Annotated in this window: 13 protein-coding genes; 9 read left to right on the top strand and 4 right to left on the bottom strand. The window is 71.6% G+C overall.

Annotation, left to right across the window (positions count from 1 at the left end):
- Positions 1 to 45: 45 nt before the first annotated feature.
- From ACZ4D5_RS27550 to ACZ4D5_RS27540, 3 genes are read right to left on the bottom strand one after another with little or no spacing between them, the layout of a single operon-like run.
- Positions 46 to 1,293 (bottom strand): SLC13 family permease, encoded by a 1,248-nt coding sequence (locus tag ACZ4D5_RS27550; protein WP_467775097.1) that lies wholly within the window; start codon positions 1,291 to 1,293, stop codon positions 46 to 48.
- Between the two features lie 44 nt (positions 1,294 to 1,337).
- Positions 1,338 to 2,714: a phenylacetate--CoA ligase family protein gene (locus ACZ4D5_RS27545; RefSeq protein ID WP_467775096.1), complete on the bottom strand. Its 1,377-nt coding sequence runs from the start codon at positions 2,712 to 2,714 to the stop codon at positions 1,338 to 1,340.
- Positions 2,711 to 3,391 (bottom strand): TetR/AcrR family transcriptional regulator, encoded by a 681-nt coding sequence (locus ACZ4D5_RS27540; RefSeq protein ID WP_467775095.1) that lies wholly within the window; start codon positions 3,389 to 3,391, stop codon positions 2,711 to 2,713. Before ACZ4D5_RS27540 ends, ACZ4D5_RS27545 begins: the two co-directional genes overlap by 4 nt.
- Positions 3,392 to 3,487: 96 nt before the next feature.
- Here ACZ4D5_RS27540 and ACZ4D5_RS27535 point away from each other — a divergent pair, with 96 nt between their 5' ends.
- From ACZ4D5_RS27535 to ACZ4D5_RS27520, 4 genes are all read left to right on the top strand, one after another.
- Positions 3,488 to 4,522, top strand: a complete 1,035-nt coding sequence (locus ACZ4D5_RS27535; protein WP_467775094.1) for an Rv2578c family radical SAM protein — start codon at positions 3,488 to 3,490, stop codon at positions 4,520 to 4,522.
- 191 nt (positions 4,523 to 4,713) lie between these two features.
- Positions 4,714 to 6,270, top strand: coding sequence for an alpha/beta hydrolase (locus tag ACZ4D5_RS27530; protein WP_467775093.1), 1,557 nt, complete (start codon positions 4,714 to 4,716; stop codon positions 6,268 to 6,270).
- Positions 6,267 to 6,665, top strand: a complete 399-nt coding sequence (locus tag ACZ4D5_RS27525) for a RidA family protein (RefSeq protein WP_467775092.1) — start codon at positions 6,267 to 6,269, stop codon at positions 6,663 to 6,665. Before ACZ4D5_RS27530 ends, ACZ4D5_RS27525 begins: the two co-directional genes overlap by 4 nt.
- Positions 6,666 to 7,187, top strand: a complete 522-nt coding sequence (locus ACZ4D5_RS27520) for a GNAT family N-acetyltransferase (RefSeq protein ID WP_467775091.1) — start codon at positions 6,666 to 6,668, stop codon at positions 7,185 to 7,187.
- A gap of 43 nt (positions 7,188 to 7,230) precedes the next feature.
- Here ACZ4D5_RS27520 and ACZ4D5_RS27515 read toward each other — a convergent pair whose 3' ends face one another.
- A complete protein-coding gene (locus tag ACZ4D5_RS27515) occupies positions 7,231 to 7,800 on the bottom strand; it encodes an adenylosuccinate lyase (protein ID WP_467775090.1) in 570 nt (189 codons plus the stop codon).
- Positions 7,801 to 8,153: 353 nt separating this feature from the next.
- Here ACZ4D5_RS27515 and ACZ4D5_RS27510 point away from each other — a divergent pair, with 353 nt between their 5' ends.
- From ACZ4D5_RS27510 to ACZ4D5_RS27490, 5 genes are all read left to right on the top strand, one after another.
- On the top strand, positions 8,154 to 9,935 hold the full coding sequence (locus ACZ4D5_RS27510; protein WP_467775089.1) for a 3-hydroxyacyl-CoA dehydrogenase family protein: 1,782 nt from the start codon (positions 8,154 to 8,156) through the stop codon (positions 9,933 to 9,935).
- A 94-nt stretch (positions 9,936 to 10,029) separates the two neighbouring features.
- Complete coding sequence (locus ACZ4D5_RS27505) at positions 10,030 to 10,854, top strand: TetR family transcriptional regulator (protein WP_467775341.1); 825 nt, start codon at positions 10,030 to 10,032, stop codon at positions 10,852 to 10,854.
- 418 nt (positions 10,855 to 11,272) lie between these two features.
- Positions 11,273 to 12,610: a crotonyl-CoA carboxylase/reductase gene (ccrA, locus tag ACZ4D5_RS27500; protein ID WP_467775088.1), complete on the top strand. Its 1,338-nt coding sequence runs from the start codon at positions 11,273 to 11,275 to the stop codon at positions 12,608 to 12,610.
- Between the two features lie 22 nt (positions 12,611 to 12,632).
- Positions 12,633 to 14,681: a protein meaA gene (locus tag ACZ4D5_RS27495; RefSeq protein WP_467775087.1), complete on the top strand. Its 2,049-nt coding sequence runs from the start codon at positions 12,633 to 12,635 to the stop codon at positions 14,679 to 14,681.
- Positions 14,678 to 15,643, top strand: a complete 966-nt coding sequence (locus tag ACZ4D5_RS27490; RefSeq protein WP_467775086.1) for an HpcH/HpaI aldolase/citrate lyase family protein — start codon at positions 14,678 to 14,680, stop codon at positions 15,641 to 15,643. The genes ACZ4D5_RS27495 and ACZ4D5_RS27490 overlap by 4 nt, the downstream gene beginning before the upstream one ends.
- Positions 15,644 to 15,649: the final 6 nt, after the last annotated feature.

Raw genomic sequence — 15,649 nt, 5'->3', positions numbered from 1 at the left:
CGGGTGGCGGTCAAGGCCTCGCCGTGTGGGCGTTCGAGGCTTCGCTCAGGCGGGCAGCAGCCGCAGCGAGATCCACAGCGCGAGGGTCGACAGGGCGAGCGCGGCGGGGGTGGTGAGGAGCCCGAGGCGGGTGAACTCCTTGAGGTCGACCTCGTGTTCGTGCTGATGGGCGATGCGGCGCCACAGAAGGGTGGCAAGCGATCCGGCGTAGGTGAGGTTGGGGCCGATGTTCACGCCGATCAGCACGGCGAGGACGGCGCCGGGTCCGGACGGCGCGGCCAGCGGGACCAGCGCGAGGACGGCGGGCAGGTTGTTGATCAGGTTAGCGAGCAGTGCGGCGACGGCGGCCGTGCCGAGCAGCGCGGGCAGCGCGGTGCCGTCCGGCACGGCCTTCCCGAGCGCGTCGCCCAGGCCGTTGTCGACGACGGCCCTGACGACGATGCCGAGGGCGAGGACGAAGGCGAGGAACGGCAGCGAGGCCGCGCGCAGGATCGCCGCCGGTGTCGTGCGACGGCGTACGAGAGCCCGTACGCCGAGGACGGCCGCCCCGGCGGCCGCCGCCCAGGCCGGGTCGACGCCGACGGTGGAGGCCACCGCGAAACCGGCGAGCGTGGCGGCGACGGTCACCAGGGCGAACAGCGGCATCCGCGGCGGCTCCTCGGCGTCGGCGCCCTCGGCGGGGGCGTCGAGGTCCGCGGCGAAGAAGCGCCGGAAGACGGCGTACTCGACGGCGACGGCGACCAGCCAGGGCAGCGTCATGAGCAGCGCGAAACGCGTGAAGCTCAGCCCGGTGGCGGTGAACGCTAGGAGGTTCGTCAGGTTCGACACGGGCAGCAGGAGGGACGCGGTGTTGGACAGATGGGCGGCGGCGTGGACATGCGGCTTGGCCCTGGCGCCCATGCGTGCGGCCGTGGCGAAGACGACCGGGGTCAGCAGGACCACCGTGGCGTCCAGGCTCAGGGCGGCGGTGATCACCGAGGCGAGCCCGAACACGGCGGTGAGCAGCCGCCGCGGGCTCCCCGCGGCACGGCGTGCCATCCAGGTGCCGCAGGCGTGGAAGAGCCCTTCGTCGGCGCAGAGCCCCGCGAGCACCAGGACGGCGGCGAGGAAGCCGATCACGGGGCCGAGCCGCGCGGCCTCCTCGCCCACCTCGGCGAGCGGGATGGCCCCGGCCGCGATCACCACGCAGGCGGCGGGCACGGCGAAGACGGCCTCGGGCCGGCCGAAGGGACGGACGACGGCGCAGACCAGGACCACGGCCAGGGCGACGACGGACAGGAACTCGACGAGCATGGGTCCGATCATGCATCGCCTGTCCGTGCCGCCCCACGGCGGGATCAGGAGCGCACGAGCGGGATCACCGTGCGGTACTTGCCGCCGGGCGTCTGGCGGGGCGGTTCCCCGGCGCGCTCGACGGTGACGTTGCCGAGCCCCTGGTCGGCGAGCAGACGGGTGAGCTCCTGCCGGACGGCACGCCACACCCGCTCGGGGTCGGCGCCCTCGGCCAGGTGCAGGCGCACCCGCAGCGTCGCCGGTGCGGTCTGCTCGACCTGGAACACCTCGACGCCGGGCGTGCGGTCGATGAGCGTGCCGAAGGACAGCGGGGCGATGTCGACGTCCTCGCCCCGCCCGGTGGGGAAGGTGAGCACGTCGCCGGCGCGGCCCTGGACGCGGAGCGCGGGCAGGGGATCGCCGCACGGGCAGGGGTCGGGCCTGAGCAGGACGCTGTCGCCGAGGTCGTAGCGCAGGAAGGGCTGTACGCGGTTGGCGAGGTTGCTGAGCAGGACGGTGTGCGAGAACTGCCCCGGCGGGGTGGGGCTGTGGTCGGCCTCGACCGGTTCGAGGACGGCCCAGTCGCTGTTGACGTGGTACCAGCCCTCGGCACAGCTGTTGCTGAGGTAGGTGCACTCGGTCGCGCCGTAGATCGTGCGGACCGTGGTGCCGAAGGCGTCCGCGACGCGGTCGGTGTCCCGCGCGGTCATCGTCTCGCCCGCGGGCTGGATCAGCAGCGGGTCGATGCGCAGGCGGCCCGCCTCCCGCTCGGCGGCGAGCAGCGTGATCATGCCCGCGTAGCCGATGAGGACGGCGGGTCGGTAGGCGTTGAGGCGGGCGACGAGCTCGGGCATCGGCACGTGCACCGAGAAGGCACGGACCAGCTTGCCGCGCAGGCCGGACTCGCGGACCGTGCGGGAGTATCCGGCGTAGCCGACGTAGTGCCCGCCGGTGGCCACGAGTTGGGCGAAGCGCCCGCCGCGGACGGCGGCCCTCAGGGTGCCCGCCGTGCCCAGGCAGGAGGTGAGGGCGCGGGTGCCGAGCGCGGCGCCCACGTTCATGTACCGGTCGTCGAGCACGAACAGGCCGCGCCGTCCGCTGGTGCCCGAGGTGGTGGCCACCAGGTACTTGCCGAGGAACCGCTGCCCGATCAGGTCGGGGTCGCCGGTGAAGGCGAGCATCCTCTCCAGGGTGACATCGCGGTCGGTCGCCCAGTCGTCGAAGTGCTCCATCAGCCGCTTCTTGTCGGTGACGGGTAACAGCGCCGGGTCGGTCACCCGCTCGGGCAGGCCGCGGTACAGCGCGCGGTAGTAGGGCGACGCGGCGCGCGCGTGGGCGACCAGGTGGGCGAGGCGCTCGCGCTGCCGCCGGGCGACCGCGGGCATGCCTCCCTTGCGGGCCAGGCGGATGTCCCTGCCGAGCCACGGCATGGTGTCGGTCATCGCTGTGCACTCCTTCGGGTGGCGGGCCTCGCGGACAGGCCGACCTGCCTGAGGACCGCGTGGAAGTAGGCCTTGATCTCGTCCGCCCCCGTGGTGTCGGGGCGGGAGGCGAGGTGCTGCAGCGCCGCGCCGCTGAGCAGTTGCCGCAGGACCTCGGGGTCGCTGCCCGGGGGCAACTGCCCGGCCGCGCGGGCGCGTTCGAGGGCGGTGAGCACCGCCGCGTCGCGGTGGCGGCCGTATGCCTCGTGGTACGCGCGCAGCAGTTCGGGGAGGTCGTCCACCGTGCCGTAGAGACGGCGGATCAGGCGGCGCGCCCGGGGGTTGCCGAGGTACTCCGCCCAGTCCTCGACCATGCCGTCGAGGTCCGCCCGGTCCGGCGAGCCGACGGCCACGTCCCGGTACTCCCACTCGATCGCCCGCACCAGCAGGTCGGTCGCGGTCGGGAAGCGCCGGTACACGGTCGCGCGGGTGACCCCGGCGCGGCGGGCGACCTGCTCGATGCTGAGGAGCGCCGCGCCGCGCTCGACGAGCAGGTCGAGCGCGGCGGCGAGGATCGCCTCGTCCGCCTCTCGGCTGCGGGGTCGGCCGGGAGGCCGCGCGGCGTCACGGCTGCCTCCACCGGCGTCGCCGTTTCCCCTGTCGTCGCTGTCGTCACTTGCGTCGTTGTCGAACGTCACGCGAAAAACAATACGGTACAGCTCTGTATTGTATCTAGCCGCACGATCAAGGGAACACGTGTTCTATTCTGTGGTCAGAGCTACAGAGGAGGCGTCATGCGCTGGGAGAATCTCTCCGACGGGCCGCGTCAGGGCACCGCGGACGCCGCGCTCTTCGGCGCGGACGCGGTCACCACGCGGACCTTCGACACCCCTGAGTTCCGGGGGATCACGTTCCACGAGATCCGGGCCAAGTCGATCGTGAACCGGGTGCCGGGCGCGTCCCGCATGCCGTTCGAGTGGACGGTCAACCCCTATCGGGGGTGCACGCACGCGTGCGTCTACTGCTTCGCCCGCAAGACGCACAGCTACCTCGACCTGGACACCGGCCTCGGCTTCGACAGCCAGATCGTCGTCAAGGTCAACGCCGCCGAACTGCTGCGCCGCCACCTCGCCTCGCCGCGCTGGCACGGCGACCACATCGCCATGGGCACGAACGTGGACTGCTACCAGCGGGCGGAAGGCCGCTACCGCCTGATGCCCGGGATCATCGCGGCACTGCGCGACCGGGGAAACCCCTTCTCGATCCTGACCAAGGGCACGCTGATCCTGCGCGATCTCGACCTGCTGCGCCAGGCGGCCGCCGTGACCGACGTCGGGATCTCCGTCTCCGTGGGCTTCACCGACCACGAGCTGTGGCGCACCGTCGAGCCGGGCACGCCCGCCCCCGAGCGCCGCCTGGACGTCGTACGCACCCTGACCGGGCACGGCATCGGCTGCGGGGTCCTGATGGCGCCCGTCATCCCCTTCCTCGGCGACCACCCCGACCAGTTGCGCGCCACGGTGCGGGCCATCGCCGCGTCCGGCGCGAGCTCGGTGACGCCCCTCGTGCTGCACCTGCGGCCGGGCGCGCGCGAGTGGTTCATGGCGTGGGTCGCGCGCCACCACCCCCATCTGGTGCGGCGGTACGAGCGGTTGTACGCGGAGGGCGCCTACGCCCCCAAGTGGTACCAGCGCCGCATCACCCGCCATGTGCACGAGCTGGCCGAGGAGTTCGGCATCGGCCCCACGCGCGCGGGTGCCGCGCGGCGGATCCGCGTCCCCGAGGAGCCGGAGCCCGCGGCGGGCCCGACGCAGCTCACGCTTCTGTAGAGCTCCCTGAAGACCTCCCTGCGGGCCTCCCTGCGGGCCTCCTTGCGGACCCCCGGTAGGAACGCTTCCCCTTTCGGGTCATCCCTCGGCCGAACCCGCCCTCCCCGTCCCGGCTTCCGGGACGATGCGTCCGGGGTCGTGGCAGGCACCGGCCCCGCCCCGCAGCCCCAGCCCCAGCCCCGGGAGGCCGGATGAAGAAGCGCGCCGTCGCACTCGGCTCGGTCGCCGCCGTGGTGGCCGCCGTCCTCACGGCGGTACCGCACGCCGCGTCCGCCACGAGCACCCCGCTCGCGTGGAAGAAGTGCGCCACCAAGGACCGACCGACGCTCCAGTGCGCGTCGTTGGAGGTCCCGCTGGACCACGACCGCCCCCATGGCCAGCGGATCACCCTCGCCCTGTCCCGCGTCCCGCACACCGCGAAGACCTTCCAGGGGCCGCTCCTGGTGAACCCCGGCGGGCCCGGCGGCAGCGGCCTCGGCATGGCGGGTCCCTTCGCCGACGCGCTGCCGGAGAAGGTCGCCGCGCAGTACGACGTCATCGGCTTCGACCCGCGCGGCGTCGGAAGGAGCGAGCCCGCGCTGAACTGCCGCCCCGGGCACTTCTCCCCCGTCCGCCCCGCCGCCGTCCCGGCCACGCCCGCCCTGGAGAAGGCCAACGTCGACAGGGCACGGGCGTTCGCGCGGGCGTGCGCCTCGACGTACGCGGACGTCCTGCCGTTCATCGACACGGTCAGCGCGGCGAAGGACCTGGACGCCATCCGCGCGGCGCTCGGCGCACGCCGCATCAACTACTTCGGCTACTCGTACGGCACCTACCTGGGCGCCGTCTACGCCAAGCTCCACCCGCACCGGGTGCGCCGCATGGCGCTCGACTCCCTGGTCGACCCGACGGGCACCTGGTACGCGAACAACCTCCGCCAGGACCACGCCTTCGACGCCCGCCACAAGGCGCTCATGGCCTGGATCGCCCGGCACGACGCGACGTACCGCCTGGGCAAGGACCCCGCGAAGGTCGAGGCCAAGTGGTACGCGATGCGCAAGGCGCTCGCCAAGAAGCCCGCGGGCGAGAAGGTGGGCCCCGCCGAACTGGAGGACACCTTCCTCCCCGGCGGCTACTCCAACGGCTACTGGCCCCGCCTGGCCGAGGCGTTCGCGGCATACGTGAACGGCGGCAGGAGCGCCCCGCTCGTCGAGGCGTACGAGAGCCTCGGCGCGGTCGACGCATCCGGCGAGAACAACTACAGCGTCTACACGGCCGTGCAGTGCAGGGACGCCGCGTGGCCGCGCGACTGGCGCACATGGCGCGAGGACAACGCGAGGGTGCACGCGAAGGCGCCGTTCTCGACCTGGAACAACGCCTGGTACAACGCCCCGTGCGCGTTCTGGCCCACGCACGCCCTCACCCCGCCGGACGTCGCCAACTCCGCGCTGCCGCCGGTCCTGCTGTTCCAGGCCACCGACGACCCGGCCACCCCCTACGACGGCGCGATCTCCCTGCACCGCAAGCTGCGCGGATCCCGCCTGGTCGTCGAGCAGGGAGGCGGCAACCACGGCGTCACGCTCAGCGGGAACGCCTGCCTGGACGAGCACTTGGCGGACTACCTGGCCACCGGCGAAGTCCCGGTCGGCGGCGGCGGGATCGACGCGGTGTGCCCGGCCCTGCCCGACCCCGGGCCGCCGAGCGGCAAGGCCGCGTCCGGGACCGGGCGCGGGGCGCTGTCAGTGCCATGGTCCACCATGGGGGCATGAGCCGACTGACCCACATCAGCGCCCCCGAGGGCGTCGCCCCCGCCGCCGCGTACACGCACGTCGTGACGGGGACGGGCCGATTCGTAGCGATATCCGGCCAGTTGGCCCTCGACGAGCACGGCAGGCCGGTCGGCGTGGGCGACGCAAAGGCGCAGGCCCACCAGGTCTTCGAGAACCTGCGGCGCTGCCTCGCGGCGGCGGGCGCGACGTTCGACGACGTCGTCAAGCTGACGTACTTCGTGACGGACATGGCCCACATGCCGGCGGTGCGCGCCGCCCGGGAGGCCTTCCTGGACCCCGAGCGCCTGCCCGCGTCCTCGGCGGTCCAGGTCGCCTCGTTGGTCGCGCCCGAATTCCTGATGGAGATCGAGGCGTTCGCGGTGGTGGCCGAATAGATGGCCGACCTGCGCATCCGGACGATGGCCGAAGCCGACTGCGAGGCCGTGGCCGAACTCCGCGTCCTCGGCTGGCAGTCGGCGTACGCGGATCTGATGCCCCGTTCGTTCCTGGCCGCGCTCAGCGTCGAGGACGGCGCGGCGGACCTGCGCGAGCGTCTCGCCCGTGGCGGCGCCGCCACGGTGGACCTGGTCGCCGAGCGCGCGGGCCGCACCGTCGGCTGGGCCGCCTTCGGCCCGGCACGCGACGCCGACCTCCCACCGGGCGAGGCCGAGTTGTACGCGCTGTACGCCCACCCGGAGCACTACTCCACGGGCGTGGGCCGAGCCCTCACCGAGGAGTGCGTGACCCGCTGCGCGGCGTCCGGCCATCCGCGGCTGCGCCTCTGGGTCGTCGAGGGCAACGCCCGCGCCCGACGCTTCTACGAGCGCGCGGGCTTCGCCCCGGACGGCGCCCTCGACCCCCGGACGGTGGGGGACATGTCCGTACCCGAGCTCCGCTACGGCCGCGACCTCCGCTGAGCCGCGGCCGCCGGGCCTCGCACACCACCGAGCCGCGGCCGCCTCACTCCGGCAGCCGCGCCAGCGCGGCCGATGCCGCGGCCGCGAGGCGGGGGTGGGCGCGTGCCGCCGTCAGGACCGGGCGGGCCCTGCCGTCCCCGAGCGCGCCGAGGCCCTCCACGCACGCGAGCGCGATCTTGCCGAAAGGATCGTGCGGCGCGAGCCTGCGCTCCAGCGTGGTGATCAGCGCGGGCACGGACTCCGGGGCGCGCAACTCCGTGAGCAGGCGCACCGGGTGCAGGGCGTAGGCGACGCGGAGTTCGTTGGTCGCGAGGGCGGCCGCCGCGCGCGCCGTGCGCGGGTCGCCGAGCCGTGCCAGGGCGTGGGCCGCGGCGGCACACCGCGGCGGGTCCCGGTGGTTGAGGAGCAGGACGAGCGACTCGAAGGCCCTGCGGTCGCCCGCGACGCCGAGCCTGACGGCCGCCAACTCCCGCGCCCACAAGGGCTGCCCGGGCGAGACGAGCACCTCGGCGAGCTCGTCGAGGTCGTCGGTCCCGATCAGCCTCTCGTACTCCTTGCCCCCTCCCGACTCACCGCGTAAACGTTCCGTCACCGTCCGCAACTCCTGATCCATGGCCGCGAGCCTAAGCCTTACCCAGCGGTCGCGACGTAGATCACAGACATCGGTCAACATCGAGGGCTGGCGCGCTCATTACTCGCGGGTTAATCTCAGGTGAGCGGGGCACACTCCCCTCAAGCACTTCCTCGCGACGGCCTGGTGACGCAGCCGTCGTGAGTGCAGGTCGGTTCGGTACCTCAGGTACCTCAGTACGACTTGGCTCCGGGACAGGGCCGGTCGGTTCCTTCACCGGGCGCTGCCCTCGCGCCGCCCGGGCACGAGACCACCACTCTCCGCACGCCGCACGGCCGTTGGCCCTCCCGCGTGCGCCCCTCAGTCGTCACCCTCTTCCTTCCTGGAGTCCTCGCATGGACGCTCCCTTGAACACCGTCGCCGTCATCGGCCTGGGCACGATGGGCACCGGCATCGCCGAGGTCCTGGCCCGGGCGGGCCGCGAGGTCATCGGCATCGACATCAGCCAGGCCGCGGCCACCCAGGCGGTCGCCGCCCTGGAGGCCTCGACCGCCCGCGCCGTGCGCCGCGAGCGCCTCACCGACCAGGAGAGGCGCGACGCCCTCGCCCGCTTCCGCACCTTCACCGATCTGCAGGCCGCCGCCGACGCCGACCTGGTGATCGAGGTCGCCCCGGAGTCGTACGAGATCAAGCAGCAGATCGTCCGCGAGCTCGACGCGGTCGTGCGCCCCGACACGATCATCGCGACCGGCACCAACGCCCTGTCCGTGACCCGCCTGGCCGCCGAATCGGCCCGCCCCGAGCGCGTGTTGGGCCTGCACTTCTTCAACCCCGCGCCCGCGATGAAGCTCGTCGAGGTCGTCTCGTCCGTGCTCACCGCGCCCGCCGCCGTCGCCGCGGTCACCGACCTGGCGTACGCGCTGGGCAAGGAGCCCGTGGCGGTCGGCGACCGGCCCGGCTTCGTCGCCGACGGACTGCTCTTCGGCTACCTCAACCAGGCCGCCGCGATGTACGAGGCGAAGTACGCGTCCCGCGAGGACATCGACGCCGCGATGAAGCTGGGCTGCGGCCTGCCGATGGGCCCGCTCGCCCTGCTCGACCTGATCGGCGTGGACACCGCCCGCACGGTCCTGGACGCCATGTACGCGGAGTCCCACGACCGTCTGCACGCCCCCGCGCCGATCCTCAAGCAGCTCAGCGAGGCGGGCCTGACCGGACGCAAGTCGGGCCGCGGCTTCTACACGTACGCCGAGCCGGGCAGCGCGGAGGTGGTGCGCGACGCGCTGACCCCGCTGGAGGGCGGGCCGAGGGCCGAGGGCCGCACGGTCCGCTCGGTCGGCGTCGCGGGCTCGGGGACGATGGCGTCCGGCATCGCGGAGGTCTTCGCCAAGGCCGGCTACGACGTGGTGCTCGCCGCGCGCACCGACGAGAAGGCGCAGACCGCCAAGTCCCGTATCGGAAAGTCCCTTTCGCGCTCCGTCGACAAGGGCAGGATGACGGCGGAGGCCGCCGCGCAGACGCTGGAGCGGATCACGCCGACCGGTTCGTACGAGGCGCTCGCCGACGTCGACCTGGCTCTTGAGGCCATCGCCGAGGACCTGGAGGTCAAGCAGCAGCTGTTCGCGACGCTGGACAAGGTCTGCAAGCCGGGCGCGATCCTGGCCACCACCACCTCCTCGCTGCCGGTCGTCGCCTGCGCCCGCGCCACCTCGCGCCCGCGCGACGTGATCGGCATGCACTTCTTCAACCCGGCCCCGGCGATGAAGCTCGTCGAGGTGGTCCGCACCGTGCTCACGGGAGAGGACGTGCACGCCACGGTCCGCGAGGTCTGCGCGAGGATCCGCAAGCACCCGGTGGACTGCGGCGACCGCGCGGGCTTCATCGTGAACGCGCTGCTCTTCCCGTACCTGAACAACGCGATCAAGATGGTCGAGGAGCACTACGCCTCGCTCGACGACATCGACGCCGCGATGAAGCTCGGCGGCGGCTACCCCATGGGCCCCTTCGAGCTCCTGGACGTCGTCGGCCTGGACGTCTCGCTGGCCATCGAGAAGGTCCTGCACCGCGAGTTCCGCGACCCGGGCCTGGCGCCCGCGCCGCTGCTGGAGCACCTGGTGGCCGCGGGCTGCCTCGGCCGCAAGACGGGCCGCGGCTTCCGCGAATATGCCCGCCGCTGAGCCCTCCGAGGGGCTCCTGGGCGAACGGACGGACTGGGGCGGGCTGCTCGGACCCACGGGTGGCCCCGTCCCGCAGGAGCAACGCGGCGCGCATATGCAGTACGTTCATGGCATGTCCAAGGCCGCCAAGTCCTCACGTAACGCCACCGCCGACGCTCCGGAGAGCGCCGCGGGCAGTCGTGCCGCCGCCCAACGGCTCAAGATGCGCCGGGAGCTGGCGGCGGCGGCCATGGAGCTCTTCGCGTCCAAGGGGTACGAGGCGACGACGGTCGACGAGATCGCCGCCGCCGCGGGCGTCGCGCGCCGGACCTTCTTCCGGCACTTCCGCTCCAAGGAAGAGGCGATCTTCCCGGACCACGACGACACCCTGATCCGCGCCGAGGCGGTGCTGAACGCGGCGCCGCCCCACGAGCACCCCCTGGACACGGTGTGCCGCGGCATCAAGGAAGTCATGAAGATGTACGCGGCGCAGCCCTCCGTCTCCGTGGAGCGCTACCGCCTGACCCGCGAGGTCCCCACGCTCCGCGAGCGCGAGATCGCCTCCGTGGCCCGGTACGAGCGACTGTTCACCCGCTATCTCCTGGGCCACTTCGACGAGCAGGCCCACCACGACGGCAACGACGACCCGCTGCTCGCCGAGGTGGCCGCCTCCGCGGTCGTCACGGCCCACAACCACGTCCTGCGGCGCTGGCTGCGGGCCGGCGGCCAGGGCGACGTGGAGACCCATCTGGACCACGCCTTCGCCATCGTCCGCCGCACCTTCGGCACGGGGATCGGCGCGGGCCGGGACGCCTCGCCGGCGACGGCCCCCGCGGCGGTCTCCGCGCAGGGTGAGGTCCTCGTCACCGTCGCCCGCACGGACGCGCCGCTGGACGAGGTCATGCGGACCATCGAGAAGGCGCTCAGGGAGCGCTCGTGACGGTGCCGCGCGGGCACTTCTAGGTAGGTTTTCACCCGATTCGTCCTTGGCTTTCGAGGGGGCGCTACCGACCGGTAGCGCCCCCTCTGACATGCCGCCACCCCCTCTGACCTGCACTGATCGATCATCGGTCAAAAAATACTGGCACCCAGTGTCTTGCCCGTTGGCACGCGGTGCCATACGTTGATGTTGTCCGGGCGGCCGGCGTGCAGAGATCATCCGTACGTCGGCTGTCCCCTCAAGCCACGGCTTGTGCGCCCGGACGCCTGCGTCACAGGCACCTCCCACGCCCCACCAAGGGGTTGCCGAGCACCACCCTTCGCCGAACCGACGGCACACCTCCACACAGCTCCACCAGCACCCCGACGCAACCCTCAAGCAGCGCTCCCGTAGGCGCTTCTTCGCCGGAGGCAAAACCGTGAAGGAAATCCTGGACGCGATTCAGTCGCAGGACGCCGAGTCCGCCGACTTCGCCGCTCTCCCCCTGCCCGACTCGTACCGCGCGATCACCGTGCACAAGGACGAGACGGAGATGTTCGCGGGCCTGGACAGCCGCGACAAGGACCCCCGCAAGTCCCTCCACCTGGACGAGGTGCCGATCCCCGAACTCGGCCCCGGCGAGGCGCTGGTGGCCGTCATGGCCTCCTCGGTGAACTACAACTCCGTGTGGACCTCGATCTTCGAGCCGCTGTCGACCTTCGGCTTCCTGGAGCGCTACGGCAGGCTCAGCGAGCTCACCAAGCGCCACGACCTGCCGTACCACATCATCGGCTCCGACCTCGCGGGCGTCGTGCTGCGCACCGGACCCGGCGTGAACGCCTGGAACCCCGGCGACGAGGTCGTCGCGCACTGCCTGAGCGTCGAGCTGGAGTCCTCCGACGGCCACAACGACACGATGCTCGACCCCGAGCAGCGCATCTGGGGCTTCGAGACCAACTTCGGCGGCCTCGCCGAGATCGCGCTCGTCAAGTCCAACCAACTCATGCCCAAGCCCGACCACTTGAGCTGGGAGGAGGCCGCGGCGCCCGGACTGGTCAACTCGACCGCCTACCGCCAGCTGGTCTCGCGCAACGGCGCCGGCATGAAGCAGGGCGACAACGTCCTGATCTGGGGCGCGAGCGGCGGACTCGGCAGTTACGCCACACAGTTCGCGCTCGCCGGCGGCGCCACCCCCATCTGCGTCGTCTCCAGCGAGCAGAAGGCGGACATCTGCCGCTCGATGGGCGCCGAGGCGATCATCGACCGCAGCGCCGAGGGCTACAGGTTCTGGAAGGACGAGCGCACCCAGGACCCGAAGGAGTGGAAGCGCTTCGGCAAGCGCATCCGCGAGTTCACCGGCGGCGAGGACATCGACATCGTCTTCGAGCACCCCGGCCGCGAGACCTTCGGCGCCAGCGTCTACGTCACCCGCAAGGGCGGCACCATCACCACCTGCGCCTCCACATCGGGCTACATGCACGAGTACGACAACCGCTACCTGTGGATGTCCCTGAAGCGCATCATCGGCTCGCACTTCGCCAACTACCGCGAGGCGTGGGAGGCCAACCGCCTCATCGCCAAGGGCAAGATCCACCCCACCCTCTCCAAGGTGTACTCGCTGGAAGAGACCGGCCAGGCGGCCTACGACGTCCACCGCAACCTCCACCAGGGCAAGGTCGGCGTCCTCGCGCTCGCCCCGAAGGAGGGCCTGGGCGTGCGCGACCCGGAGATGCGGGCCAAGCACATCGACGCCATCAACCGTTTCCGCAACGTCTGAACCCAGCTAGGAGCAGCGGAGCATGACAGAGCGTCAGAAGGACCGGCCGTGGCTCATGCGGACGTACGCCGGTCACTCCACGGCGGAGGCGTCCAACGAGCTGTACCGGCGCAACCTCGCCAAGGGGCAGACGGGCCTCTCGGTCGCGTTCGACCTGCCCACGCAGACCGGCTACGACCCCGACCACATCCTCGCCCGCGGCGAGGTCGGCCGGGTCGGCGTGCCGGTCTCGCACCTCGGTGACATGCGACGCCTGTTCCAGGACATCCCCCTGGAGCAGATGAACACCTCGATGACGATCAACGCCACCGCCATGTGGCTCCTGGCGCTCTATCAGGTGGTCGCGGAGGAGCAGGGCGCGGACATCACCCAGCTCCAGGGGACGACGCAGAACGACATCGTCAAGGAGTACCTCTCGCGCGGGACGCACGTCTTCCCGCCGGGCCCCTCCCTGCGCCTCACCACCGACATGATCACGTACACGGTGGCGAACATCCCCAAGTGGAACCCCATCAACATCTGCAGCTACCACCTCCAGGAGGCGGGGGCCACTCCGGTCCAGGAGATCGCGTACGCGATGTCCACCGCCATCGCGGTTCTCGATGCCGTACGCGACTCCGGGCAGGTCCCCGAGGAGAAGTTCGGGGACGTCGTGGCCCGCATCTCCTTCTTCGTGAACGCGGGCGTCCGCTTCATCGAGGAGATGTGCAAGATGCGGGCGTTCGGGCGGATCTGGGAGCAGATCACGCGCGAGCGGTACGGCATCGAGAACCCGAAACAGCGCCGCTTCCGCTACGGCGTGCAGGTCAACTCCCTCGGCCTGACCGAGGCCCAGCCGGAGAACAACGTCCAGCGGATCGTCCTGGAGATGCTGGCCGTCACGCTCTCCAAGGACGCACGCGCGCGTGCCGTGCAACTCCCGGCCTGGAACGAGGCGTTGGGCCTTCCCCGCCCCTGGGACCAGCAGTGGTCCCTGCGCATCCAGCAGGTCCTCGCGCACGAGAGCGACCTGTTGGAGTACGAGGACATCTTCGCCGGGTCGCACGTCATCGAGAAGAAGGTCGACGAGCTGGTCTCCGAGTCGCTCACCGAGATCGACCGGATCCAGGAGATGGGCGGCGCGATGGCCGCCGTCGAGTCGGGCTACCTCAAGTCCCAGCTCGTCTCCTCGCACGCCGAGCGCCGGGCCAGGATCGAGGCCGGCGACGAGAAGATCGTCGGCGTGAACGTGTACGAGTCGACCGAGCCGAACCCGCTCACCGCCGACCTGGACGCCGCGATCATGACGGTGGACCACGCCGTCGAGGCGAAGGTCGTGCGGGCCATCGGCGACTGGCGCACCACGCGCCAGGAGTCGTCGGACCGGCAGGGCAACGGCGACCCGTACCACTTCCCGACCACCCGGCAGGCCCTCGACCGGCTCAAGGAGGCGGCCGAGGGGACGGAGAACCTCATGGCGGCCACCCTGGAGTGCGCCCGCGCCGGGGTCACCACCGGCGAGTGGGCGGGGGCGCTGCGCGAGGTCTTCGGCGAGTTCCGCGCGCCCACCGGGGTCTCCTCTGCGCCGGTCGCGGTGACCGCCGAGGAGGGCACGCCGCTGGCCGAGGTCCGGCGCAAGGTCGACCGCACGGCCGACGAGCTCGGCGGCAGGCTCCGCCTCCTCGTCGGCAAGCCGGGCCTGGACGGCCACTCCAACGGCGCCGAACAGATCGCCGTGCGGGCCCGCGACGCCGGGTTCGAGGTGGTCTACCAGGGCATCCGGCTCACCCCGGAGCAGATCGTGTCCGCCACGCTCGCCGAGGACGTGCACTGCGTCGGCCTGTCGATCCTGTCCGGGTCGCACGCCGAACTCGTGCCCGACGTCCTGGACCGGCTGCGCGAGGCGGGCGCCACCGACATCCCCGTGATCGTCGGTGGCATCATCCCCAACGCCGATGCCGAGGAACTGAAGCGCGCGGGTGTCGCCGCCGTCTTCACGCCCAAGGACTTCGGCATCACGGAGATCATCGGCCGTATCGTCGACGAGATCCGGAAAGCGAACAACCTCGACCCTCTGGAGGTCCCCGCATGACAGCGCCCATCAACCGCCTTCGCCCGCGCCGCTCGTGCCTGGCGGTCCCGGGAAGCAACCCCCGCTTCCTGGAGAAGGCCCAGGGCCTCCCCGCCGACCAGGTCTTCCTCGACCTGGAGGACGCCTGCGCGCCGCTGGCCAAGCCGGAGGCCAGGCACACCATCGTCAAGTTCCTCAACGAGGGCGACTGGACGGGCAAGACGCGGGTCGTGCGCGTGAACGACTGGACGACGGAGTGGACGTACCGCGACGTCGTCACGGTGGTCGAGGGCGCGGGCCAGAACCTCGACTGCATCATGCTGCCGAAGGTCCAGAGCGCCGACCAGGTCGTGGCGCTCGACCTGCTGCTCACCCAGATCGAGAAGACGATGGGCTTCGAGGTCGGCAAGATCGGCATCGAGGCGCAGATCGAGAACGCGCGGGGCCTCAACAACGTCAACGCGATCGCCGAGGCCTCCCAGCGCGTCGAGACGATCATCTTCGGCCCGGCCGACTTCATGGCGTCGATCAACATGAAGTCCCTGGTCGTCGGCGAGCAGCCGCCCGGCTACCCGGCCGACGCCTACCACTTCATCCTGATGAAGATCCTGATGGCCGCCCGCGCCAACAACCTCCAGGCGATCGACGGTCCCTACCTCCAGATCAAGAACGTCGACGGCTACCGCGAGGTCGCGAACCGCGCCGCCGCGCTCGGCTTCGACGGCAAGTGGGTCCTGCACCCCGGCCAGGTCGAGGCGGCCAACGAGGTCTTCTCGCCCTCCCAGGAGGACTTCGACCACGCCGAGCTGATCCTGGACGCGTACGAGTACTACACGTCCGAGGCGGGCGGCAAGAAGGGCTCGGCGATGCTCGGCGACGAGATGATCGACGAGGCGAGCCGGAAGATGGCGCTCGTCATCTCCGGAAAGGGCCGTGCGGCGGGCATGCAGCGCACGTCCAAGTTCGAGGCTCCGGAGGCGTAGGACACC

Source organism: Streptomyces sp. NPDC025651, assembly GCF_055558735.1.
The sequence above is the reverse complement of the archived record's forward strand: the minus strand, read 5'-3'. Positions and strand labels throughout refer to the sequence as shown.

What these genes read in the sequence shown, in the direction of transcription:
- ACZ4D5_RS27550 (WP_467775097.1), bottom strand. Translation starts at nt 1,293, where the DNA reads ATGCTCGTCGAGTTCCTGTCCGTCGTCGCCCTGGCCGTGGTCCTGGTC.
- ACZ4D5_RS27505 (WP_467775341.1), top strand. Translation starts at nt 10,030, where the DNA reads ATGCAGTACGTTCATGGCATGTCCAAGGCCGCCAAGTCCTCACGTAAC.
- ACZ4D5_RS27495 (WP_467775087.1), top strand. Translation starts at nt 12,633, where the DNA reads ATGACAGAGCGTCAGAAGGACCGGCCGTGGCTCATGCGGACGTACGCC.
- ACZ4D5_RS27520 (WP_467775091.1), top strand. Translation starts at nt 6,666, where the DNA reads ATGGCCGACCTGCGCATCCGGACGATGGCCGAAGCCGACTGCGAGGCC.
- ACZ4D5_RS27535 (WP_467775094.1), top strand. Translation starts at nt 3,488, where the DNA reads ATGCGCTGGGAGAATCTCTCCGACGGGCCGCGTCAGGGCACCGCGGAC.
- ACZ4D5_RS27515 (WP_467775090.1), bottom strand. Translation starts at nt 7,800, where the DNA reads ATGGATCAGGAGTTGCGGACGGTGACGGAACGTTTACGCGGTGAGTCG.
- ACZ4D5_RS27530 (WP_467775093.1), top strand. Translation starts at nt 4,714, where the DNA reads ATGAAGAAGCGCGCCGTCGCACTCGGCTCGGTCGCCGCCGTGGTGGCC.
- ACZ4D5_RS27510 (WP_467775089.1), top strand. Translation starts at nt 8,154, where the DNA reads ATGGACGCTCCCTTGAACACCGTCGCCGTCATCGGCCTGGGCACGATG.
- ACZ4D5_RS27525 (WP_467775092.1), top strand. Translation starts at nt 6,267, where the DNA reads ATGAGCCGACTGACCCACATCAGCGCCCCCGAGGGCGTCGCCCCCGCC.
- ACZ4D5_RS27490 (WP_467775086.1), top strand. Translation starts at nt 14,678, where the DNA reads ATGACAGCGCCCATCAACCGCCTTCGCCCGCGCCGCTCGTGCCTGGCG.
- ACZ4D5_RS27545 (WP_467775096.1), bottom strand. Translation starts at nt 2,714, where the DNA reads ATGACCGACACCATGCCGTGGCTCGGCAGGGACATCCGCCTGGCCCGC.